A 22,980-nucleotide genomic window follows, 5' to 3' on the forward strand; every position below is an offset into this window, starting at 1 on the left:
TCAGCCGCCACGGTTGGGCAGGTCGATGGCGGCCGGATCCGTATCGGGAGAACTCGCGGAACGTCCTACCGCGTTCCACTCGCGCAAGGCCTGGGCGACGGTGGCATCGATCGAGGTGGTCGTGTCCACTGTTGTCGCGTCCGGCCACGGAGAGCTGGTCGTGGCCAGTGCATGCGCGATATCGGGGGTGGCCTCGGAATCGCCGGGGCGGCGCGTGCGGATTCGCGTGGCGTACGTCTGGGGCGGGCATTCACAGCGCAGCGGGATCAGCTCGGCGTGGGCATGCGCCGCGAGTGCGCGGGCGCGGGTCCGTTCGGCGGCATCGATCCAGGAGGCGTCGAGTATCACCGAGACGCCGAGCGCGAGCCGCTGCCGTGCCAGTTCCAGCATGTGGGTGTACACCAGTGATCTCGCGTCGGGCCGGTAGGCCCCGGCGTCGAGGCCGCCGCTCGCACCGGTGATCGCTCCCGAGGCGCGGAGCCGGGTCCGCACGGTGTCGCTCGAGATGACCTCGGCGCCGGTGGCTTCTGCGAGACGGGTTGCGACGGTGGACTTTCCGGTCCCGGGCAGGCCGCCTACCAGAGCCAGCCGCACCGCGCCGACCTCCAGGTGCCGTACCGCGAGATCCAGGTGCCGGATCGCGTGACCGACGAAATGCTCGTCGCCCTGCGCGGCCCGGATATGGTTCGTCTTGGCCCGCACCATGGCCCGGTAGGCGATGTAGTGGTGGCGCAGCGAGGCCGGCGGCGAATCCCCGGCCGCGCGCAGGTAATCGGTGAGAAAGTCCTCGGCGAGCTGCGGCCGGCCGAGGAACTCCAGATCCATCGCCAGGAAGGCGGCATCGTCGAGGCCGTCGACAGCGCGGAGGGAGTCGTCGAAGTCGAGGCAGTCCAGGATCCGGAAGCCGTCGGGGAGCGCGAAGATGTCTTCGGTCAGCAGATCGCCGTGCCCATCCAGAATCCGGCCGTCCGCAATGCGTTCGGCCAGCAGCGGCGAGCGGCCGTCGATGAAACGCATGGCCAGCCGCTCGATGCGGTCGACCAGCAGGGGATCGAGCGCGCTGAGTGGATGGGATCGAGGGCCGCGCAACACGATTCGCCATCGCTGCCGCAGGGCCTGTGCCGTTCCCGCCTGATCGATCGTGCTGCTCCGACTGGCATTGCGATGGAATCGGGCCACCACCGTCGCCAGTTCGGACAGTTCCGCCCGGCCGATCGCGCCGCTGGTGACCAGTCTGCTCAAGCGCCGAGATTCCGGCATACGCCGCATGATCAGCACGGGTTCGCCGGGACTGTCGAGCGGACCGGTGAGATGATCCAGGCCAAGGTAGACATCGGGCGCCCAGCGCCGATTCAATTCGAGTTCGCGGCGCAGCGCGTGTTCCCGGGCCTCGGTCGTCGCGAAATCGAGGAAGTCGGTGACGATGGGCTTCTTCACCTTGTACGCCCGATCCCCGACCAACACCACCAGGCCGGTGTGCGTTTCCCGGAGCTCCGCGGCGCGCGCATCGTGGCGGGTCCCGCTGCGCAGGTGCTCGGCAGCCACGGCGCGGTCGACCGCCCGCTGTCGCAGGTCGTCGGGCCGGACGACAGGACGTGAGGTGGAGGCGTTCGTGTCCATGCCTCCCACACTCCGCGCGCCGGGCTGCCGGAAACAGAGGACTTAGGTCCCCGCAGTGACGACAACGGTCCCGTCGCCGGCGATCGCCCGTAACTACATCGCCGATCAGCAACTGCCGGGGCGGTCTCAGCGCATGAGCATGCGGTGTCGTGATCACCGCGGGGCTCCAACCCGCGCTTTTCCGGAAGTTCGACACCGCGCATCCTCCCGGGCGGGGGAGCCGCGCACACATGAAGTGGCGTGCTGTTCTCGCTACGACGCTCGGAGGGACTCGATCGCGTGCATCAACCGGGTGTTCTCGGGGTCGGCTGTGGGTGCCGGTAGGACGATGCCGTGGACGAGGCCGGCGTAGCGGTCACGCACGAGGTCCGGCAGGGCGTCGTAGTCGCCGCAGATGAGCAGCGCGTCGAGGACGTCGTCGGTGACCACGTCGTGGAGTTGGTCCCAGCGTTGCGCTTTCACCAATTCGCGCAGGCGATCGAACAATTCGGGCAGACCGAGGCGGATCAGCGTCGGCCGGTAGGACGGGGTGGAGTAGAGGAAGGCGAGCAGCCGCCGTTGCCGCTCACGGTCGCGGGCCACCTCTTTTGCCGTGGCGCCCGTGGCGATCGGGACCGCGGCGATGATTCCGGGGGCCTTGCGTGAGCGTTCCGCGGCGCCCGCGTGCAATGCGGGCTGGACGACGTCGCGCAGGTATCCCGGATCGGAGTTGGTGGAGTGGGTGATCACGCCGTCGGCGAGTTGTCCTGCGAGGCGGCACATCCCGGCATTCACCGCGCCGAGCAGGATCGGTGGCGGGGCGATGTCGTCGGGGCCGGGATTGAAGTAGGGCTGCAACCGGGTCAGCCGGTAGCTGTCCCCCTCGAAATGGATCGAATCGCCGGATGCGAAGGCGGCGAACAGCTCCCGCAGCACGGTCACGTACTCCCCGATCCGGGCGACGGGTTCGGTCCACGGCATCCCGAAACGGCCTTCGATGTTCTGCTTGATCTGCGTTCCGAGCCCCAGCTCGAAGCGCCCGCCGGAGAATTTCGCGAGATCCCAGGCGTTGTACGCGACCAGTGTCGGGCTCCGGACGAAGGCCAGCGTGATCGCGGTGCGCACGGTGATCCGGCTGGTGTGCTCCGCCGCCAGCAGCGCGACCGCGAACGAATCGTGGATCGTCTCGGGGATGTGAAGCCCATCGAATCCGAGGTCCTCCACCCGCCGCGCCACCCGCGGCACCTCGGACAGCGGCAGTCGCGGATCCAGGGCTGCATAGACTTTCATCGACCGTCTTCCTCGGCGTCGGTGCATTCTCACCGGAGACGGTAGCGGGCGCACCGCTTCAGGCCGTCGGGCTGCTCCTGCGGATCAATGCCGGCGCACGATCACGCCAAGATCTCCGCTTCCAGATCCTGCCGACCTCGCTCCTCCGCGAACGTCAGTGCGCGCCCGTGCAATAGGTCCACGAAGTACCCATACGGGGCATCGTCGCTATCGACGGCCATCATGAACAGCAACACCAGAAAGTCGTTCGTCGACTCCTGCGACCACCGGTAACCAACCGCCGGACCGTACCGGTCAAAGATCGGCGCACCGTTCTGAGGTGAGTTGAACCAAACACCCTCGACACGCCGCACCATCCACTCACCGATATAGGTGATGAATTGGTCGGCGAGATAACCGTTTTCGGGCGCGTACCGTCCATCCTCGCCAAGCACAGCGGTGTCGATCAGGGAAACGATCCAGTCGAACGCAGCGGCGCTGAATCGGTCATCGAGCGAGGGGCGGCCCTCGCTGCCCTGTACCGCCTCCAGCCGGGGCAGCGTCTCGGTGAACAACGTCTCGATGCGGGCATCGATCGCAGCCTGGTCGCTCCACGCGAGCCAGGCCGCGGACTGCTGGGCGTCGTCGTCGAACCATCCGGGGTCCAGATCGCTATCGGCCGCAGTGGCCCGTCTCGCGTGAGTCCTCACGTTCCCCTCGTGTGCGTGCATGCCGTTGATGGTCTGCCGGATGATAGACGATCTCGCGCTGCCACAACGGTAGAGCCGCCGAGGTGCTGTTCGAGATTGTGGCTGATCATTGGGTGTTCAAGTGGAACCGCGCCGGTCAGCACCGGCACATACTGTCGCATGAGCGGCACTGTGCGTCATCGATGGAATGCGACTGCCGCGATAGGTTTCTCGGTGCCGACATCCCAACAACACCGCGTCGGCGCGCAAAGGGTTAGCGCCCGCCCGGGCGGCAATTTCTTTCAGCGCGGCCCGGGCGGGCATTCTGTGTCCACGGATAATGATCTCAATCGCTTCGGGATTCACGCCACATGTGGCCTGCGTGGACTGCACGAGTAGCGCATAAGGGAGTGTTCGCGTTCGAACGCCTCGATAGCTTCACGACACCCAGCGCAGATGATGCCGCCTGGACCGACGGGGTTCTTCCCACATTTGGCACTGATCGACCCTCAGACCAGGTCGTTGAAGTCCCCTCGAATGATGCCGGCGGCGAAGGCATCCCATTCGCCGGGGGCGAAGACGAGGGCGGGGCCGGTCGGGTTCTTCGAATCGCGAACTCCGACCGTGCCTTCGGTCAGCCAGGCCACTTCGACGCATTCGGTTTGGCCGCTACTGTGGCTGCTCTTGAACCACTGCGCTCCGGACAGGTCGATGTTCATGCTGTATGACTCCTTGCCACCCGTCTGAGCAGGTCTCGTGTTGCTGTCTCGTCCAATGCGGTTTCCCTTATGGCCGAGGCTATTTCATGGTAGCGCTGCATGTCGTCGCTGCTTTCCATGTAGATGTCCGGTTTGCCCGCTCCCTCGAGATAGACGAGAGGCGGCTCGATCGGGCGAGATTTGGCATTCTGTCCGAACTCGAGAATGACAAAGGGGCCATGCAGCAGACCACGGCTGCACCCACTCGCGAACGGCTGAACGCGCAGCGAGACGTTCGGCAGCTTGCCGATCTCGGCCATGTGCTGCAGCTGAGCAGCCATGACGCGCGGTCCGCCGATCATGCGGTGCAGTGCCGACTCGTGAAGCAGCAGCTCGAGTTTCACCGGATCGGTTTTGCGAGTGATGATCGTTTGCCGTTTGAGCCGCAACTCGACCCGGCAGTCGATGTCTTCCCGGCTGCTGTCGACATAGAACGCGCTGATCAGGGCGCGGGCATAGTCGGCGGTTTGCAGGAGGCCGGGAACGATCTCGTGGTAGGTGATCAGACGCTGGGCCGATGCCGCCAGTCCGACAAACATATTGAACGTCGTATCGCTGTAGAGACCGCCGAATGCGGTGTACCAGGAGGTGACCTGCGCCTGCTTGGCAAGCTCGACGGCCCGATCGGTATCGGCGGGAGTGACCTCGTACAGCTCGCACAACGCTCGGATGTCGCGAATGCGAAGCTTTTTCACGCCGCCGGTCTCGATGCGATGCAACGCGGTCTTGCTCAGCTCTACCAGGCGAGCCGCACGATCCATCGAGAATCCACGGCTGTCGCGGGCCTCGCGCAGGATCCGGCCCAGTTGCCGCCTGGGCAGTGTCGAGGGTTCGTCATCGCTGGTCATGTGTGCATCCTGTGGATTTTCGGAACGGAACACGCGCCATCGCGGAACAGACTGTACGCCGGGCGCGGACCCCGTCCTGGCCAATCGAACCAATCGTGTTCGGAACGTCCGAATTCGCTGTCTCGCCAGGACATCGGTGGTGTCCTGATCGCACGCCCGGCGAGAAATCACACCATTTGGTTCTCCAAATGCTCGGCGCGGCATAGCCGTCCGACGAGTAGGGGGTCGATGATGTCCAGAAACAATCCGTGGTCGGTGCAGTCGATCATCGACCGCATCGAACGTGAGAAGCAGCGAACCGTTGACACAGAGCACGCCGAGGTCGACGCGGCCGGGTATGCGGTGCGTGGGCTGTGGTCGTGCTACGACGATCCCGGCACATTGACTGCCGGACAAGCGCATACCGCAATGCAGGTGCATCTCGGATGCGGGGTGGACAGCTGCTGGGTGCGGTGGCGGGCGCGGACCGCGCTGGTCGCAGCCGGGCGAATGGTGCTCGATCCGCGTGCGGCACGGGTGCCGGGTGTGCACCGTAGGTCCCTTCTCGTCGTGTTGCGGATGGCGGTGTTCGGTTGTGGCGCACTGTTTCTCGGAGGTCGTCATGCCCTGCGATGACCCCGGCCGGATCGAGATCCAGGTCATCCAGGACGTACTCGATACCGTCGAAGCCCGGCTGTGCGACCGCGAGCGTCGCGGGTGGCGGCTGACCGCTCCCCGTTCGCTCATCTACGCGGCCGTCCTGCACGTGGTCATCGTCAGCGCCCGCGCCTCCCACCGCCTGCCCGCCACCCTCGACCACGCCGCGGTCCTCGACGCCATCTTCGACGGCACCGAACCGTCGGAACCCGGTGAACGCGGCCGCCCGGTCGATGACGTGATCGAACGCCACACCATCAACATGAACTGACTGCCTTCGCCGCCGAGGCGGCTCCCGCGACGAGGCCGCCATCACGGTCGGCAACCGTCACGGCGCCTTACGCGGCGCGCTTGAATCCCCGTGCGTCCGTGCGGATTCCCAGCGCTCCCTACGGTCTCGCCTCCCTCCGGCCCCGCTGCAGCCCGGATCTCGTCGCTCATGGCCTGGAGCGGAACACCCGCCAGTTCTTGAACTCCCCACTTTCAGTCACGTTCGAAGTCCCGGTCGGCTACGTGGGTGTGGGCGTCGTGTCGCACTGCGCGGGCGGCTGCGATCTGAGGCTGGTGCTCGACGGCCCAGTCGGCGAGGGCGGACAGCGGCCCGAGCAACGAGTGACCGAGCGGAGTGAGGCTGTATTCGACGCTCGGCGGGTTGGTGGGGAACACCTCGCGGTGGACCAGGCCGTCGTGCTCCAAGCCACGAAGCGTGCGGGTCAGCATCCGTTGACTGATCGTCTCTATCCCGCGATGTAGCTCACCGAAACGGTAGGGGCGCTTGCCGAGCAGCACAATGACGAGGATCGACCACTTGTCGCCGATACGACGGAGCACATCGGTAACCGCACACCGTTCGTATTCCTCGACCGGGACGGGGCTCGGCAGTTCCGCGCTCACCATGGAAGGCACAGGGATGTTCGTATCGGACATGAAACTGCCTCCTTCCTCGAAGGGTCGTGGTTACCGATGATGACGGTACGCACGATCAGTAACCGCCGGAAGGACTTTGCCCATGCCCACACCAAGCTCGGACCGCTCCCGCGTCATCGTCATCAGCGGCGGCACCGACGGCATGGGCCGCGCCTTGGCCTTGGCCCGCGCCGCGCGCGCCGATCGCGTCGTCGTCATCGGCAGCAATCCCGGCAAGGGTCAGCGAACGGTCGCCGACGCCAACCGGATCGGCGTCGGCGGCCGGTTCGATTTTGTTCAGGCCGATCTATCCAGCGTTGCAGACACGCGTGCCGCCATCCGCGAGATATCCAGCCGGCATCAAGCCATCGACGCGCTATGTCTGTTCGCGAATAGACAGTCGCCGCGACGCACCATGACAACGGAAGGGCTCGAGCGCACCTTCGCGCTCTACTACCTCAGCCGCTACGTGCTCAGCCACGAACTCGAGCCGCTGCTGTCGCGAAGCGCGAGCCCGGTAATCGTCAATGTGGCTGGCGTCGGCGCCACCAAGGGCGAGATCCACTGGAACGACCTTCAATTGGAGCGTGGCTACAGCACCATCGCCGCGCAGCTCCAGGCCGGTCGCGCCAACGATCTGCTCGGCGTCGCCTATGCCGCGCAACCCGAGAACCCGATCCGATACGTGCTGTACCACCCCGGATTTACCAAAAGCGGCGACCTCACCCCGCTCCCTGCCGCAGCGCGTGCGTTCATCCGTGTCGCCGCTGCGCTCGCGGCACGCACCGTCGAACAATCTGTCCAGCCGATCCACGAGTTCATCGACCGCCCGCCCACCGCCGCCTTGACCGCGATCGACCGCGGCAAGACGCTTCCACTCACTCTCGCGACCCTCAACCCCGCGGACGCCGAGCGACTATCCATAGCCACAAGGCATCTCCTGGCCAACTCGGTGGCGAGGCCGTGATCTCCCGTTGCAATAGCATCGGCGGAAAAAGCGAAACCTCCCAATTCCCCTCGACTTCGGCGTGGCGGAAAGGCGCCGGACGATCATCGATTGGATTTCCGTCGTCCGTGGTACAGCACAGGAAGCCATCGCCCACCAGCTCACGGTCAATGGCTGGGAAGATCCAGAAGAACCCGGGAAGCGGCGTTGGTCGACTTCGCTGACGCCTACCACGTGTTGCTCGATCTGTTGGGCGGCGATCTCGACTATGCAGCACGAGTGTCCGAATCGTAAGGGCGCCTTCGGCTTTGGCGGCTACTGGGTTTGATGGTCGTTTCCATCGATGTCGACGACATCAACGACTTCGCGGATCGAATCCGCTGCATGACCTGGCGTGACTGCAGCGACGACCTTGGTACCTACATCTGGCCATCGAAGACCCTGTTCGGCGCACCACTTGGGTGCTGGACGGTCAGGACTTCGACCGATCCAACCGCAGGCCGGCAGCTGAACCGCAACCGCTCGCCGCGATCCATTCTCCTCAACTCGGCAATAGCGTGCACTGCCGGCGGCCGAGCGACCCTCAGCCCGTTGATCTTTCGATGCCCCGCGCTGGCCGGTTCGGTCAGCGCGCCATGCGGCATAGAAAGACGTTCTGTGCGTTGGATGTCTGGACGTGGGGAACGTCCTCCTGATGCGCTTGTCGGGCTTGGTGTCCCATCGCGGTAGGAGGACGTTCCATGGGTAACGGTAGTGGCGTGTCCCGGGGTGATCGCAACCGGAACGCGCGTTTGGCGAGGCTGCGGGGGTTGGTCCCGGTGAGCAACGCGATAGTCGGGATCGATCTGGCCGAACGCAAACAGATGGTGGTGGTCGTTGATCATGACTCGAAAGTGCTGGCGCGCAGAACTTTCTGGTGTCGTGCATGGGATCTTGGTGCTGGCCTGGACTGGGCGGCCGAGCACGCTGCCAGGGCTGGGGTTCGCCGGTGTGACGGTGGCGTGTGAACCGACCGGGCATCGGTGGCGGGTGCTGGGGCAGTTGGCCGCTGACCGGGGCATGGCCTTCGTGTGTGTGCAACCGGCGATGACCGCGTGGTCGCGCCGTGCCGAAGACCTCACCAGCGACAAGACCGATGAGAAGGACTCACCCCGACCCAGGCCGAAGCCGCGATCGCGGCAGCCATCCTGCGGCACCTGCATGCCGTCGTCACCACCGGCCAACACTGGGACGCCGAGATCGCCACTCACGGCAGACCGAAACCATCCACGATCTCGACCGCCGCCTGACCGGCGGCCGTCGAGCGGTCGGTCGGGGCGAGCCCTACGCGGCATCGAGACACCCCGTGATCTCGCCTGTAATCCTGGGCAGCCCCGACCTGTCGTCACTCAACCCGATTACACGCTGCAGGGAACCAACCCCATTACCGCTATGCCGGGACGACGACAGACCGAGGCACCGACCGAACCGCTTGACACAAAACGCCTTACGCTGATTACAGGACACTGCCTGTACGAGCAGCTGAGCGGAGGAACGCGCGGCGGAAGCCGCAAAAGGTCCTCGACGGTATCGGGGCCGGAATGTTCGGCTTCGATCTTCGCCGTCGACGTGACCGCGCCGAGCGGAGCCGTCTCGACCGCTTCGACACCGCTACCGCTCAACCGGTGGGTTCGGATTCGGTCAGCGCGGTATGCGGCAATACAGGATTTTCACGACCCCCAGTAGATCTCCCAAACTCCATCGTCCCTCTTGTAGATGCCTTCGAAGAAGGTGTGATGCACGTCGACGCCGCCGAACCACTGCGACTGCTGGCGAGTGCTCCTTTCCGTCTCGGCGATGGCGGCGGCAAGGTCACGCACCGTGAACCACTTACCGTTGGGCGCTCGGTGTTCAACGGGGTCACCGAACCCACGCAAGTTCAGCATGGGCGATTCCAGGACAACGCGGTCGAACTCGTTGACGGTCAAGTCACGAGCCTCCCCATTTTCGAACACATTCAGCGTGAACGAGACTCCCCTGATCGCCGCGGTTGCTGTCGCGCGCTGATTAGACAGGTTCGCCGCGACATTCTCGGTCGGTTCCGTCAGCTCGATCGCCAGCGTCCCGGACAACCCATTGAAGAACTCCAGTGACATATATGGATGGTGGCATGGAGCACCGACACTTCGCGCACGCCGACGGACCATCGATTGCACGCACATCGGCAGTAGCGGACGTTCGGCCGGCTCGGAGGGCTACGGCCGGTTGATCTTCCGCCGCACTGCGTTGGGCGGTTCGGTGAGCGCGGTATGCGGCATTACCGCACGAAGCAGCAGCTAGGTGTGTAGCCCAGCGGTAATCTCGACAAACGCCAGTCCGTCAGCGAAAGCGGGAGCCCCCGCCTCGACGATGATTTCGACCAGTCCCGGCGCTGCGTCCTCGGCGATGCTGAGGCCGGTAGAAAACAGTTTGAACTCACCTGGCGAAACATTGAGGTTCACCTCGCCCGCCCATGTGCGCTGGTCATCCGACAGCACTCCCTGGCACCCGCCCCCGGCGAGGTTGTCCCAAAGCCACCTGCTCGCAACGGGTGTGTGCAGTGAAACTGCCTCCGGCACAGTGATTCTGACAGTCTCCCGCTCGACGGTTTCGCTACCGGTGTTGAGGATCAGCAGACCTGCATAGACCAACTTGTCGCCTGGGTGAACTCTGCTGGGATTCTGTGGCTGAAGCGTGAGTTGACGGCCAACCTTCAACCTGAGACCTCGAGTGGGGTCTTGCCAGGGTGACGGGTCTTGAAGGACTTGCCATCTCGTCATCTATACACTCCACCATGGAGGCCCGATAGCCGCCACCCTATGCAAGGGCGCAGCAATTCCGCATCCAAGGGAATGGCTTGCGGCACTCGGCATGTGCGGATAGTTGAGATGTCATGTGGCTGAGGCCATGTAGGCGGCCAGGATGTAGTTCGGATGTCGATCGAGGTTGGTGCGGGCGCGGTCGTAGCGCATCGTTGTGCGTGGGTCGGCGTGGCGGGCGGCGATCTGGACATCGCGCAGGTCCACGCCGGCGTCGAGCATGGTGGTGACGAAGGTGTGGCGCAGCATGTGCGGGTGCAGCTTCGGCAACCGCACCGCCGATGCCTGGCTTAGGTGCCGCAAGCGGCGGGTGGCGCAGTGGCGGTCAATGCGCCGGCCGCGGAGGTTGAGCAGGATCGGGCCGCGCCCGCGGTCGTCGACGGCGCGGTCGATGGCCCGGCCGACCGCGGGCGGCAGTGGCACGAGTGCGATCTTCGAGCCTTTGCCGATGGTGTGCAGGACGCGGTGGCCGTGTTCCTCGCCGAGATCACTCATATCGCAGCGGCAGGCTTCGCTGATCCGTAACCCGAGCAGTCCGAGCATGGCGACCAGCGCGAAGTCCGGTGGGTTGTCCGAGTCGCGGGCTGCGCACAGCAGGGCTTCGAATTGCAGGTGTGAAAGTCCCAGTGTCGGTGACTCGTTCGACACCCGGGGCCGGCGCACGTACTCCGCGGGGGAGCGGTCAAGGATGCCGTCGATGACGCAGGTGCGGTAGAAGCCGGCGACCACGGCCAGGCGGCGGGCGACGGTGGCGGATTTGAAGTGGCGGATCTCCTGCATCCATCGCATGTACCGTTCGACCTCGGTGCGGGCGACGGTCAGTGGGGTGAGCTGGTGGTCGGTGCACCAGTAGAAGTACAGGCGCAGGTCGGATTTGGTGTGGATACGTGAGACCGCGGAGAAGCGGGGCGAGGTAGGCGAGGGTGGCCAGCTGGAGCACGAGGTCCTCACCGGCGAAGGTGACGTCGAGATCGGGAGAGGTAGCCATCCTTCACGATGCCGCAGTCCCGGCGAACCGCCAGAGCAGAACGCGCGGTACGCGGCAGTAGCGGACGTTCCGTCGCCTCGGATCCGCACGGCCTGTTGATCTTTGCTGCCCCGCCGGTCGGGTCGGACAGTGCTGCTCACGGCGTTGGGGGACGTTCATCTGGCACGACCGGAGGGGCGAGGGTGCTCGTCTGTCACGTCGGATTGCGCTGCCGAAGCGGCGGATCCCGGTTTCTCCCGCGTGGATTACGCGGTCGTGTCGAGGAACAGTTTCAGCAGTGCGGTGATGATGGCTGGATTGTCTTCGAGGCTGTAGTGGCCTGTGTCGGGGAGCTCGTTGACCTGGCCGTTGGGGAAGGCTGCCCGGAACAGCGGTAGGAAATGGTCGGCGGCGAGGGTGTCGTCGGCCATTCCCCAGATGGCCAGTGCTGGGCAGGATTTCAGATGTTCGCGGGCGTGGTCGGATGGAGTCTCGAAGGTATGGGCGCCCTGCGCGAAGCCCTCGGCCCAGCCGATGGCTCCGAGCGTGTCCGCAGCTGTCGGGAACGGGGAGCCGTAGGCACGCAGCCAGGTCGGTGTGATGATCGAATTGTTCTGGAAGCCATTGAGTTTCAAGGTACTCAGGATGTTGTAGCCGAGGTGCCCCAGCGTGCTGCGCAGACTGTCGCGGTCGTGGGCCTCGGCGATCCAGCGGAACCATGGCGACCGGGACGCGTTGGCGGTGAGGGTATCGAGGAGATCGGGTTGGCCGAAGGGTGTCGGCCCATTGACGCTGACGACGCGGGCGATGAGTTCCGGATGCCGGGATGCGAGGCCCATACCGACGGGGCCGCCGAAATCGTGCATGACGAGTGTGATGTCGCGCAGTCCGAGCTCGAGGACGAGGGCTTCGAGATTGTCGATGTGGTCCTGCAGTAAATAGGAACGGTCGGCCGGGGTCGCGCTCTTGCCGAAACCCATGTGATCAGGCACGACCACGCGATGCCCGGGCGCGAGCGCGGTGATGACGTGGCGGAACATGTAACCCCAGGTGGGCTCGCCGTGCAGGCACAGGATCACCGGACCGGAGCCCTCGTCCACGTAGTGCATGCGGAACCCTGCCGCGGCGGTGAAATGCGGTGGGAAAGGGAAGGTTTCGTCGAAGGTTTCAGCGGCGGGTATCATCGGGAAAAGCCCTCCATGGTTTTGATTTGAAACCATCATGGCGGTGATGGTCTCGATTTGCAACCATGGAGGATGTGGGTACCGAGACACTTCGAGCCGGGAGGATCATGAGTCGCGCAACGCCGGAGAGCGACTGGACGGATCCCGCGTGCCCGATCGCACGCACCATCGATCTGGTCGGCGACAGATGGTCGCTGCTGATCCTTCGCGACGCCTTCGACGGCAAACGGCGCTTCGGCGAGTTCCAGCGTAGCCTCGGCATCGCCAAGAACATCCTCAGTGCTCGTCTGCGCGGGCTGACCGACGCCGGGATACTCCATGTCGAACCCGCCTCCGACGGAAGCCGATTCGAGGAATACGTCCTCACCGATCGCGGCCGCGATCTGTTCGACCTGATCCTCGGGCTCGGTCAATGGGGGCGCGATCACGCCTTCTCGCCCGGCGAGCGGCATTCGGAACTGGTCGACATCGACTCCGGTGAGCCCCTGCCGAGGCTGGCAGTCATGACGCCCGAGGGATCCCGGATTGCTCCTGATCGCGTGCGGGTACGCAGACTCAACCAGTATTGACCAGGTGCTACGCGAACTTTGTTGTATTTTCGGCGATCTCACCAGTCCGGGACCCCTTGCCTCCCCTCGAAACCTGCGAGAGGCGGATAGAGGGTATGCCTATTGTGGGTGGCAGTCGCTGATGCCCACCTCGGAATGGTCATGGGCTTGATAAGCGCCCTGCCCCAAGCCGCCTTTCGTGATATGCACCGTACACAGCAAACGGTCGCCGACTCGCCGATCATCGAGTTCGCGGTCGGTCATCGTAATGTGCAGACGTCGATCCATTCTGAGCCAACCTGGCCGGCGTCGCCCTATAGTCAGATCGGGTGGGCGCCCTCAGGTCCGATCGCCTTCTGATGCATCGTATTCCCCGCCTGCCTCCGCATCGGCGCGCCAGCCGTCGGTGGAGCGGTGTCGGCCGAGCCCAACGACGTCAAATTCGTCGTAGCCGAGTCTGCCGCCCGATGCGCCAAGCCGCAGTAACGCCATCGAGATCGGGCCGCTGTATGGCTGCCCTTCCTGGGCGAAAGCCAGCCGCCCGGTGCAGTCAGCGGTATGAGCGTGCGCCCGGCTCCATTTCGAACGGGTCGGGCGATTGCTAGGGTCGCGCCTGTGAGTAGTTCGGATTGTCGGTGTGTGACCTGCCATGACTACGGCGATCGGGCCGACATGCACTCAGGTGATCAGAGATTGGTCGACAATATCGGCGAACACGGCTGGGGAGTGCTCGCTATACCCGGGACCGACACCACTGGCCCGTGGGCGTTCACCGTGGGTCTGTGGCACACCTATCGCGTGCCGGAGGTTGCCATCTTCGGGATACCGCCACAGAACGCGATGGCGATACTCAACCTCATCGGCGACCAGGTCGCCGCTGGCACACAACTCCACGTCGATCAGTGGATCGACGACGTACTGCCGGACTATCGGATGAGATTGCGACCGATCGCCGAGCCCTGGCGCAGGCCATTGTTCGGCACGGCGATTCGTTACTACCGCGCCACCCCGGAATGGCCCGTCCTGCAATGCGTTTGGCCGGATCGATCTCACCGATTCCCCGGTGAGGCTGGATATCCTCCCGCGTTGGACGAAAAGCAGCCGAGGCTGGAAACAAGACCTGACGAGCATCCCCAGGGCGGCTGGACTGCCTACCGTGAAGAGTGGCTGGCATGGACCACGAGGCAGTAGCGCAGGTGCTACCGACCTCGTACGTACATCGGTAGCTCACAGCAACCTTCGGCAGCGCCACGAGGCCGGATCGAACCGCGTGCTCCGCGGCAATTCCGGATGTGCGGTCACCTGCGTCATCATCATTCGATCTTCGTCAGCGTGACCCGAGGTTCATTCGTTGTCTGCCGTCCACGGAACGAGAGCCTCCAGGCGGACATCGAAGAGAAAAGGCAGACCGGCGCGGCTCATCGTCCACCACGGGCAGACTGTAGCGATGTCGCCATTGATCTGTTGGATCGTGCGGGCTGGCCAGCCAAGCCGGAGTGACCCGCCCGCTGGCGGGTCGGCGCGAGTCCGGCGATTGTCCAAAAACCAAGCACTTGTTAGGGTTTCGAGATGAAGCTTTCCGGTCCGGTGGCAGGTCCGATCAACCTGATCTCGACATTCTTCCCACTGGCCGATGTCGGTTACATCGCCGAGGAGTACTTCCTGTCCGGTACAGCCGGGTCCTACCGCCTGACCGGCTCGGCCGGTGACGAGGGGGAGTGGGTGACCGAGCCGGACGGCCTTGCACCGTTCACGACCAGACTCGTGGTGTACCGACCGGTCGAGGGCTACTGCGGAACCGCTGTCGTGGAGTGGCTCAACGCCTCCTCCGGCGCGGACGCGCCGCCGATCTGGCTGCTGGCACACCGGCATCTCATCCGGGCCCGGATGGCCTGGATCGGGGTTTCCGCGCAGTACGCACCGATTCACGGCGGCAGCGTCATGGCCGCGGCGGCCGAGGAAGACGACACCTGGAACTCGGTGATACTGCCGCCGCTGAAGCAGTCGGATCCGGTGCGGTACGCCGATCTGTCGCATCCTGGCGATGCCTACTGCTACGACATCTACCGGCAGGCGGGAGAACTGGTTCGAAGGCTGCTGCCACGGACCCGCCAGCTGCTCGCGGCCGGGCAGTCCCAATCCGCGGCCACGCTCGTCACATTTGTGAATGCCATTGCGCCGCATGGCTCGCCGTACGACGCGTACCTCATCGACGGGCGGCCGGGCCGCCCTGCCACGCTGACCGGCTTGGTGGACCCCGAGGCGCTGGAAGGCGGTACGCGGGTGCGTGCGGATTCGACCGCGCCGGTGCTCATGCTCCAAACCGAGACCGACGTGGTCGGCCTCATGCGCTCGATCGGCTCCCGCCAGCGCGACTCCGACCGCTTCCGGCTCTGGGAGCTGGCCGGCGCCGCGCACGCGGACTCCTACAGCGTCGGTGCATCGTTCACCGACTCGGGCTCTCTGACCGCGGAGGAACTGGCCGAGCGGATGGCGCCGCGACGCAATCCGCTGGGCGTCGATTTCCCCGAGCCGATCAATTCCGGGCCACAACATCACTACGTCGTGCAGACAGCCATCGCGGCGCTGTCCCAATGGGCCGACGGCGGACCCGCTCCGGCGCTGGCCGATCGGCTCACGGTATCCGCCGGGGAACTGGTGCTGGACGTCCACGGCAACGCGCTGGGCGGCATCCGCACGCCGTGGCTGGACGTACCATTGGCGGTGCTGTCCGGGCTCGGACAGGAGGACGGCGGCCCGGCGATCATGTTCGGCTGCACGCGACCACTCCCGGGACCCCCTCCGGACGACTACCTCCCAGCATTCCGAGCGGCAACCGACAAGACGGTCGCGGCAGGCTTCCTGCTGGCCGAAGACGTACCAGAAATCCTCGCCACGGCAGCCGCGAATCAGCGGAGATCGTTGCTTCTGGCCGGTGGCGACATCCCATAGGGGGCACTCGCGGACGGCGATCGCAGGTTGAGCACCCCGCTTCGATGACCGGCAGCTGTTCATAAACGCGCGCCATTCGGCAGTAGCGGACGTTCAGCCGGCCTCGGATCGGCACGGCCAGTTGATCTTCTGATGCCCGGCGCTGGCCGGTTCGGTCAGCGCGGTCAGCGGCATTTGCGGATGTTTGCCGCCATCCCGGGCCTTACCGGCGGTCAGACACCCCGCCCCGACGCTTTCCCCGCCACCGCGCTCGGACGTTGCGATGACCACCTCGGTCCCGCCGTGCAGCCACCCTCGGCCCGATCGATCACCGACAGGTTCCACCCGAGGCCGGCGGCCCATTCAACACCCCCCGACCAGGCAACCTTCTACGGCGGCACCCACATCGGCTACACCGACTACCTGACCCTCGCCCAACCCGCCCGCGGTGGACCGCCGGTGCCGCGGGTGCTTAGTCCGTGATCTGATGCGTACTATCGGGCGTGGTTAAAAGTGGTGCAGCCGTGGTCAGTTTGGCTTTTCTGGGTGGGTTGGCGGCCACAGTGGGGGCCCTCAGTGCAGTTCATGCCCTGCGTGACGGTTACAGCGCCGGCTTCGCCGACCTGTACACCGTCATGCCGCGGGGATGGTTGCGCGGCTACTACTGGCTGGCAGCCGTTTTCGATCCGAGCGCAGCGCTCCTACTGATCGTCGGTGCGATCCTGCTGATCGTGCGCCGAGGACCAGGACAGATCCTGGTGATGGCAGGTTGTGCCCTGGTGATCGTGCTGGGCGTCTTCGGAGCAGTCGTCAAACCGGACCTCCTCGGTACCGGCCCGGCAGGATTCATGGACCACGTGATCCGCCTTGCCCTGCTCGGCTTTCCGATCGTCACGATCGCCTTGGCGAAACCCCGCTTCACCCGCCGACCCGTTTGACGACCGCGTCCGCGACGGCACCCGCTGATCGGTCGGCCCGCCAGTAGAACGCGGGCGCGTTCGTGCCACCGAGGGTGCGGGCGAACCAGCCTCGTTCCACGTCAGTCAGATGACGGACGAGGCCGAGCAACGACAGCTTTGATGGTGACACCGCGTGCTTCCGCAGCTGGGCAGCCGAGAGCTCTGAACACTTCCACGCCAGAGTTTCTCGCTGATACTGGAGAAAACCGGTGAGCGTCTCGCGTTCTCCTGCAAACCGAGGTGGTTCTTACCGCTGGATCGACTTCATTCGATCATCCTCGCCTGGGTTCATGCGGTCGGCATTCGGAAGATCCCTGAGTTCGGCCGCCAGCGGCCTGGCCGGTCCGAACAGCCTTGCAAGCGGCAGAATAGGTCGTTCTATTGGGGCCGCCGAGGCCTCGGATGTTCTTGCACACTCAGCCGAGACCGGATGCCGGGTGGGTCGGGCATTCGTAGGCTGGCCTATTCGGGTGGCCAGATGGCGCTCAGCACGCGGCCTGGCCAGTCGTCGGGAATGCCGGCCAGGGTGACGTAGCTGCCGTAGAACGAGCCGATGAGCATGCCGGTGAGGACGTCGAGATCGGTGGACGCGGGAAAATCGCCCACTGCCAGGGCTTTTCGCAGCAGGGCGCGGCGCGGCTCGACTATGCGGGTCTTGAACGATTCCAGCAGTTCGGGGTGGCGGCCTTCCTCGGCGAGTAGTGAGCCGAGAATGGCCATGGCGGGACCGGCCCGCAGGTTGTCGTGGAAGTTCTCCAGGATCGCCAGGGCGTGGGCGCGCGGGGTCGCGGCGGCGGCGGGTGGCTCCACGACCCGCAGTGAACCGATCACCGCCGCAACCAATTCCGCCTTGTTTCGGTAGCGGCGGCGCAGGCTGGGGGTGGTGGTGCCCGCGGCGGCCGCGACCGATTCCAGCGACATGCGGGCGTAGCCGAGTTCGCCGAGCGAGTGGGCGGCGGCCGCCAAGATCGCTTGGTCCAGGGCCGGGTTCCTCGGTCGTCCGGCTTTCGGTTGCGGGGCGCTCATTACATTGCGATAGTACATCGGAACGTAATTGACAGATGGAAGGAACCATCATGACGGAGTCGTTGCCGGTGAGCGCGGTGATCCGTGTCGGACGGGCCACCTTCGACCCGAGCCTCTTCGCGGACTTCAGCGCCCTGGTCACCACGCAGGCGGACTACCTGATCCCGGCCATCAAGGAATTGCCGGGCCTCATCTCCTGGTTCACCGGCGTCTCGCCAGAGGGTTCGATGGTGCAGATCAGCATCTGGGACACCGAGGCGCACGCCAAGCAGATGGACGACCTGAAGTTGATGGCCGTTGTGGCCCGCGGCGAAATGGAAGCGATCGGCGGCCATTTCGAACGCCCGATCATCAACTACCCCATCAACTGGACCATCGCCGGATCGGTGCCGGCCGCCGCGGTCATCCATGTCGCCCGCGGCAGCTTCGACGCCGACCGGTTCGCCGAGGTCGAGACCCTGGCCATCAAGCAGGCCGAGTACCTGATCCCGGCCATCGAACGACTGCCGGGACTCGTGCACTGGTATACGGCCGTGTCGCCGGTGGGCGCGATCGCCAATATCAGCGTCTGGGACTCCAGTGACCATGCGGTGCAGATGGATTCGCTGCACGAAATGGTCACCGTCGCCCGTGGGGAATTCCAGCAGCTCGATGCCCTGACCTTCCACCCGATCGTCGACTACCCGATCAACTGGACCATCTGAGGGATCCGGTCCATACCCAAATTCGCGACGTGACAGCGATTCTCGAGAATGAGCGCTTGGGCAACGTCACGCTCGCGAGGAACGTCGGGAACGCTGTGTAGTCGGCAGTAGCGGACGTTCCGCGGGACTCGGATCGGTACGGCCCGTTGATCTTCCGAGGCCCCGCGCTGGCCGGTTCGGTCAGCGCGGTATGCGGCAGGAGCGGATGTTTGGCGCGGTCAATCACAGCGTTCCGAAACCAAGATGACCTCAGCGCGTTAATCGTCAGCTTCGAGCTTGTGCCCAGTCACCTTCCCCAACCACCCGATCAAGCAGACGACACAGGCAATTCCAACCCACAGCATGTTCGCCGAAACCCACGAGTCGGACCTGTCGTGCCAGTGCAGATAGAGGACCTCACCCGCGACCGCGATGGCTGCGAGAAGGACGACCCCGAACTGTGTCATCCTGATTCGGTCAACCGAGTCTCGGTAGTGCTGTTTGACGAAGGCGTAGACCCCTGCGGTGATCGCGAATCCCCTGAGATGAGGGCCACGATCACGCCAGCTAGCTGTATCCCGCTCACCTCGACCAGTATGCCCCGCGAGGCACGATCATCGGCAGAAGCGGACGTTCCGCCGGCGTCGGATCCGCATGGCCAGTTGATCTTTCGATGCCCGGCGCTGGCCGGTTCGATCAGCGCGGTATGCGGCAGAATAGTGCGTTCAGCAGCAAAGTGGAACCGCTGCTGCCTCGCCTACCAATCTCGGCGCACCGCGGCCTTGGGGCCAGCCACCAAGCTCCTCGCTGGCACGTCATCGGCCACGACTGCACCTGCGGCGACCACCGCGTCACGCCCGATGCTGACCCCGGGCAGGATCATCGCCCCGGCACCGATCCATACGTTCTCCGCCACATCGATCGGTGCACCGGTGAGGAATCGGCGCCGTTCCTCCGGGTCTACCGGGTGGCCCATGGTGATGAACGTGGCCTTCGGGCCGATCATCACGCCCCTGCCCAACCGGATACCGGCGTAGTCCAGGAAAGTACACCCCTGATTGATGAACACGCGCTCGGCCAAGTCCAGGTGCAGTCCATGGTCGGTGTAGAAGGGCGGGTAAATCGTGACTCCTGCTGGGAGAGGGCGGCCCAGGATCTGTTCGAGCAGGGCTGCCTTTCCGGTCTCGTCGTCGAAGGGCAGGATATTGAGACGGGAGGTCAACTCCGTGACCTGCACAACCCGCTCGTGCATCGCTTTGAACTCGGCACCGAGAACCCGTTCGCCCTGGGCAAGGAGCTCGGCATCGTGGATCAGCATGAAGTTGTCGCTCGCCATCCCGCCATACTTGCGCATCTGACCGACGAATGGATACTCGGTCATCGGCATGATCGTGCGTTCGGCCGGCTCGGAGGGCTACCGCCGGTTGATCTTCCGCCGCACTGCGTTGGCCGGTTCGGTGAGCGCGGTATGCGGCAGGACAGTGTGTTCCGGGCGCACTGCGAGCGCCACACCTGTTGGAGATGATGTTCGGTGTGTCAAGCATTCGCTACTTCAATACCACCGGTTGGCTCGCCATCTTCAGCGGAACCGAGACGCTCATGGCTCGGCAAAGGGATGTGGATGGCTGGGACCCAGCCACTGGGACTGCTCTGATCGTTGACCCTGAACGGGGCGTCCGGCGTCTGGTCACGGATTACCCAGATTTCTCGCATCTCGAGCGAGCGGGCCGTGTGGTTGCCGCCCTACCCGGTGCCGGGTGGCGCGTGCGCGGGCTGCCCTGGGGGCAGGAGGCTGCCCCGGTTGAGGAGGTGCTTGCATGGCTTGTCACCTCGGATGGCGAGTTGACGGCAGTCGCAGTGGAGAAGGAGACAGGAGCTTTCGGTTCAGTCGGAGTTCCCCAATGGTGCTTCCCTCCGGGAGAAGAGGTGAGTCAGTAGTACTACCGGCCATCGGTTCGTATCCGTGGTGGGTACGAACCGCACCGGTAGGCGCTGCACCGGGGATCCCGGTGCACGTCATTCGGCAGTAGCGGACGTTCCGCCGGCGTCGAATCGGCACGGCCAGTTGATCTTCCGATGCCCGGCGCTGTCCGGTTCGGTCAGCGCGGTATGCGGCTTCTTAGAAAATGGTGGGTAGGGCCGGGTCCCGGCCAGGACTCGGTCTAGGTGCCCGGCGGGATGCTCTCCTATGCGGCTGCCCGCCAGCTGGATCGGTGTGGCTCACTCATGGCTTGCCGTCCCGCCGGGACACCGTGCGGGAGTGGCTGAAAAAGGGGCATGCCCTGGCTCGAAGAAGCGGTGCCCTCCCCCGTGCACGCACACCACGAACCAGCCTCGGAGGGCAAGGCGATGACCGTCATCATCGGCATGGATCCACACAAACGCTCGGCCACCATCGAAATCATCGACCCTGCCGGGCACGTACTGACCGGCGGCAGATACACCACCGACCACCGCGGATTCACCGAAATGCTCACCACCGCACAACAATTCCCCGACCGCGTGTGGGCCGTCGAAGGCTGCAACGGCATCAGCCGCCATCTCGCGCACCGCCTGGTCCACCACGGCGAAACCGTCATCGACGTCCCCGCCAAACCCTCGGCGCAGGTACGAGTGTTCGCCACCGGCAACGGCCGCAAAACCGACGCCGTCGACGCGCACTCGGTCGCTGTCGCCACGCTGCACGCACCGAATCTTCGCCGCGTTCACGCCGATCCGGAACTCGTCGCGCTCGGGTTGCTCGCCGACCGCCGCGACGAACTCGGTCGTCTGCGCACCCAGACCGCCAATCGCATCCACCGACTGCTGCTGGACCTGCTGCCCGGCGGCGCAAAAAGATTCCTCTCCGCCATGCAGGCCCGCGCCCTACTGTCTCAGGTCACCGCCTGCGACCCGGTCACCGACGTCCAGAAACGACTGGTCACCGAGCAGATCGACGAGCTCGAAGCCATCGACGCCAAGATCAAGGCCGCCGACAAGCAACTGCGGCAACTCGTCACCGACCGCGGCTCCACCCTGATGACCCTGCACGGCATCGGACCATCGTCTGCAGCAAGGCTTCTGGCCGACACCGGTGACATCCACCGCTTCGCCACCCGAGCCCGGTTCGCGTCCTGGAACGGCACCGCACCCTTGGACGCGTCCTCCGGCGATCAGCGACGACATCGGCTCTCCCGCTCGGGCAACCGCAAGATCAACCGCGTCCTGCACATCATGGCCATCGTCCAACTCCGACATCACACCGCCGGGCGCGCCTACTACGACCACAAACGACTCGCCGGCAAAACCTCGATGGAAGCGATCCGCGCCCTGAAACGACGACTGTCCAACGTCATCTACGTCCGGATGCTCGCCGACCAGCGTCAACGCGAATCAGCAGGCCCGGCAGGGCAATCGGGAACGACACCTGACTCCAGCGCGACCGGCTCCAACCCGCACACCGATCCTTCGGACAAGCCACATCCCGGACCCACCAACAAGGCTAAACCCCAACCCCTAACAAAGTCTTGACCTAAAGGGGCGCCATGAGCGGATGGTCCCGCGGTGGGTGCTGGAGGTGTCAATACCCCAAAATATGTGAAATGAATTCGGTTCGCAATGCTGGTTCGGTGGCTAGGCTGCGAGCGCCCGGGCAGCAATCTCCGGGGGGGATCGAACAAGAGAGGTTCTGCACCGATGACTCTGAAATCACTGACCGGCAAGGGATTCGCGGTCGCGGCCGGTGCCGCGGCGGCCAGTCTCGCGGTCGCCGCGGCACCGGCGTCGGCGACAATCACCAACCTGACGGCGAGCTGTACCAGCGGCGGGTTCTCCGGCGGCTGCACTTACGTCGCAGTCTCCGCCAACCTGACGGATTCGACGCCGGTGTCGTTCACGATCAACGGTGCAGTGCTGGCAGGCGGCCCGTTCACTCCCACGCCGTGGACGGGCGGGTCGTATGCTCTCGGTCTCTGGCTCGATTGCATCGACAACCCGTTCCATGTGGTCGCGACCCAGAACAGCGCGACGGGCGGACCAGCCAGCCAGATGGGGGCCGATTACGCTGGCGACGCCGAGTATGTTCATGTCGTTGGCACCGGCAGTTCCGCGGTCGACAACATCTTGAAGACTGGCTCCAGCCTGCTCCCGCGTCCCTGCCACGTCGTCAAGCAGTTAGCGCCATAGGAAGGTCCGCAACTCGGCAGAAGAGGATGT

23 protein-coding genes are annotated in these 22,980 nt (G+C 64.9%); 10 read left to right on the forward strand and 13 right to left on the reverse strand.

Going from position 1 to position 22,980, the window contains the following annotated elements:
• The 5 genes from ACFXHE_RS31700 to ACFXHE_RS31720 form a co-directional block, all read right to left on the reverse strand.
• Complete coding sequence (locus tag ACFXHE_RS31700) at positions 1-1,620, reverse strand: AAA family ATPase (protein ID WP_379388150.1); 1,620 nt, start codon at positions 1,618-1,620, stop codon at positions 1-3.
• A 252-nt stretch (positions 1,621-1,872) separates the two neighbouring features.
• Positions 1,873-2,889 carry a TIGR03617 family F420-dependent LLM class oxidoreductase gene (locus tag ACFXHE_RS31705; protein ID WP_379388152.1) on the reverse strand — a complete coding sequence of 339 codons (1,017 nt, stop codon included), beginning with the start codon at positions 2,887-2,889 and terminating at the stop codon, positions 1,873-1,875.
• Between the two features lie 101 nt (positions 2,890-2,990).
• Entirely contained in the window at positions 2,991-3,599 is a 609-nt protein-coding gene (locus ACFXHE_RS31710) for a hypothetical protein (RefSeq protein ID WP_379388154.1), read from the reverse strand.
• Between the two features lie 467 nt (positions 3,600-4,066).
• Positions 4,067-4,276 (reverse strand): DUF397 domain-containing protein, encoded by a 210-nt coding sequence (locus ACFXHE_RS31715; protein WP_379388156.1) that lies wholly within the window; start codon positions 4,274-4,276, stop codon positions 4,067-4,069.
• Complete coding sequence (locus ACFXHE_RS31720) at positions 4,273-5,163, reverse strand: helix-turn-helix domain-containing protein (RefSeq protein ID WP_379388157.1); 891 nt, start codon at positions 5,161-5,163, stop codon at positions 4,273-4,275. The genes ACFXHE_RS31715 and ACFXHE_RS31720 overlap by 4 nt, the downstream gene beginning before the upstream one ends.
• A 231-nt stretch (positions 5,164-5,394) precedes the next feature.
• Between ACFXHE_RS31720 and ACFXHE_RS31725 the strand changes: the two genes are divergently transcribed.
• Together ACFXHE_RS31725 and ACFXHE_RS31730 are read left to right on the forward strand one after the other, a co-directional pair.
• Positions 5,395-5,778: a hypothetical protein gene (locus tag ACFXHE_RS31725; RefSeq protein WP_379388158.1), complete on the forward strand. Its 384-nt coding sequence runs from the start codon at positions 5,395-5,397 to the stop codon at positions 5,776-5,778.
• Positions 5,765-6,070, forward strand: coding sequence for a hypothetical protein (locus ACFXHE_RS31730; protein ID WP_379388159.1), 306 nt, complete (start codon positions 5,765-5,767; stop codon positions 6,068-6,070). The genes ACFXHE_RS31725 and ACFXHE_RS31730 overlap by 14 nt, the downstream gene beginning before the upstream one ends.
• 212 nt (positions 6,071-6,282) lie before the next feature.
• Here ACFXHE_RS31730 and ACFXHE_RS31735 read toward each other — a convergent pair whose 3' ends face one another.
• Entirely contained in the window at positions 6,283-6,726 is a 444-nt protein-coding gene (locus tag ACFXHE_RS31735) for a winged helix-turn-helix transcriptional regulator (protein ID WP_379388161.1), read from the reverse strand.
• Between the two features lie 82 nt (positions 6,727-6,808).
• Between ACFXHE_RS31735 and ACFXHE_RS31740 the strand changes: the two genes are divergently transcribed.
• The gene (locus ACFXHE_RS31740) at positions 6,809-7,672 is read left to right on the forward strand and encodes an SDR family NAD(P)-dependent oxidoreductase (protein ID WP_379388163.1); all 864 of its coding nucleotides are present in this window, start codon (positions 6,809-6,811) and stop codon (positions 7,670-7,672) included.
• 1,688 nt (positions 7,673-9,360) lie between these two features.
• Here the strand turns inward: ACFXHE_RS31740 and ACFXHE_RS31745 are convergent.
• The 4 genes from ACFXHE_RS31745 to ACFXHE_RS31760 all read right to left on the reverse strand — a co-directional run bounded on the left by ACFXHE_RS31745 (position 9,361) and on the right by ACFXHE_RS31760 (position 12,639).
• The gene (locus ACFXHE_RS31745; RefSeq protein ID WP_379388165.1) at positions 9,361-9,786 is read right to left on the reverse strand and encodes a hypothetical protein; all 426 of its coding nucleotides are present in this window, start codon (positions 9,784-9,786) and stop codon (positions 9,361-9,363) included.
• Between the two features lie 180 nt (positions 9,787-9,966).
• Complete coding sequence (locus ACFXHE_RS31750) at positions 9,967-10,320, reverse strand: hypothetical protein (RefSeq protein ID WP_379388166.1); 354 nt, start codon at positions 10,318-10,320, stop codon at positions 9,967-9,969.
• Between the two features lie 240 nt (positions 10,321-10,560).
• Entirely contained in the window at positions 10,561-11,439 is an 879-nt protein-coding gene (locus ACFXHE_RS31755; protein ID WP_379388167.1) for a tyrosine-type recombinase/integrase, read from the reverse strand.
• A gap of 282 nt (positions 11,440-11,721) precedes the next feature.
• Positions 11,722-12,639 carry an alpha/beta fold hydrolase gene (locus tag ACFXHE_RS31760; protein ID WP_379388169.1) on the reverse strand — a complete coding sequence of 306 codons (918 nt, stop codon included), beginning with the start codon at positions 12,637-12,639 and terminating at the stop codon, positions 11,722-11,724.
• Positions 12,640-12,746: 107 nt separating this feature from the next.
• On the opposite strand from ACFXHE_RS31760, the gene ACFXHE_RS31765 reads away from it, so the two are divergent.
• From ACFXHE_RS31765 to ACFXHE_RS31780, 4 genes are all read left to right on the forward strand, one after another.
• Entirely contained in the window at positions 12,747-13,208 is a 462-nt protein-coding gene (locus ACFXHE_RS31765; RefSeq protein ID WP_379388171.1) for a winged helix-turn-helix transcriptional regulator, read from the forward strand.
• A gap of 618 nt (positions 13,209-13,826) precedes the next feature.
• The gene (locus tag ACFXHE_RS31770; protein WP_379388172.1) at positions 13,827-14,378 is read left to right on the forward strand and encodes a DUF4262 domain-containing protein; all 552 of its coding nucleotides are present in this window, start codon (positions 13,827-13,829) and stop codon (positions 14,376-14,378) included.
• Between the two features lie 378 nt (positions 14,379-14,756).
• Positions 14,757-16,139, forward strand: coding sequence for an alpha/beta hydrolase domain-containing protein (locus ACFXHE_RS31775; RefSeq protein WP_379388174.1), 1,383 nt, complete (start codon positions 14,757-14,759; stop codon positions 16,137-16,139).
• Positions 16,140-16,642: 503 nt separating this feature from the next.
• Positions 16,643-17,056: a hypothetical protein gene (locus tag ACFXHE_RS31780; protein WP_379388176.1), complete on the forward strand. Its 414-nt coding sequence runs from the start codon at positions 16,643-16,645 to the stop codon at positions 17,054-17,056.
• Here the strand turns inward: ACFXHE_RS31780 and ACFXHE_RS31785 are convergent.
• Together ACFXHE_RS31785 and ACFXHE_RS31790 are read right to left on the reverse strand one after the other, a co-directional pair.
• A complete protein-coding gene (locus ACFXHE_RS31785) occupies positions 17,037-17,258 on the reverse strand; it encodes a DUF664 domain-containing protein (RefSeq protein WP_379388209.1) in 222 nt (73 codons plus the stop codon). The genes ACFXHE_RS31780 and ACFXHE_RS31785 overlap by 20 nt on opposite strands.
• A gap of 281 nt (positions 17,259-17,539) precedes the next feature.
• Positions 17,540-18,103, reverse strand: a complete 564-nt coding sequence (locus tag ACFXHE_RS31790) for a TetR/AcrR family transcriptional regulator (protein WP_379388177.1) — start codon at positions 18,101-18,103, stop codon at positions 17,540-17,542.
• 50 nt (positions 18,104-18,153) lie between these two features.
• Between ACFXHE_RS31790 and ACFXHE_RS31795 the strand changes: the two genes are divergently transcribed.
• Positions 18,154-18,807, forward strand: coding sequence for a hypothetical protein (locus tag ACFXHE_RS31795; RefSeq protein WP_379388178.1), 654 nt, complete (start codon positions 18,154-18,156; stop codon positions 18,805-18,807).
• Positions 18,808-19,543: 736 nt separating this feature from the next.
• On the opposite strand, the gene ACFXHE_RS31800 is transcribed toward ACFXHE_RS31795, so the two are convergent.
• Positions 19,544-20,167 carry a DapH/DapD/GlmU-related protein gene (locus ACFXHE_RS31800; protein WP_379388180.1) on the reverse strand — a complete coding sequence of 208 codons (624 nt, stop codon included), beginning with the start codon at positions 20,165-20,167 and terminating at the stop codon, positions 19,544-19,546.
• An 896-nt stretch (positions 20,168-21,063) separates the two neighbouring features.
• Here ACFXHE_RS31800 and ACFXHE_RS31805 point away from each other — a divergent pair.
• Together ACFXHE_RS31805 and ACFXHE_RS31810 are read left to right on the forward strand one after the other, a co-directional pair.
• Complete coding sequence (locus ACFXHE_RS31805) at positions 21,064-22,296, forward strand: IS110 family transposase (protein WP_379388182.1); 1,233 nt, start codon at positions 21,064-21,066, stop codon at positions 22,294-22,296.
• Positions 22,297-22,461: 165 nt separating this feature from the next.
• A complete protein-coding gene (locus ACFXHE_RS31810; protein ID WP_379388184.1) occupies positions 22,462-22,950 on the forward strand; it encodes a hypothetical protein in 489 nt (162 codons plus the stop codon).
• Positions 22,951-22,980 lie beyond the last annotated feature (30 nt).

This window comes from Nocardia sp. NPDC059229 (assembly GCF_042754165.1).
Classification (GTDB): domain Bacteria; phylum Actinomycetota; class Actinomycetes; order Mycobacteriales; family Mycobacteriaceae; genus Nocardia.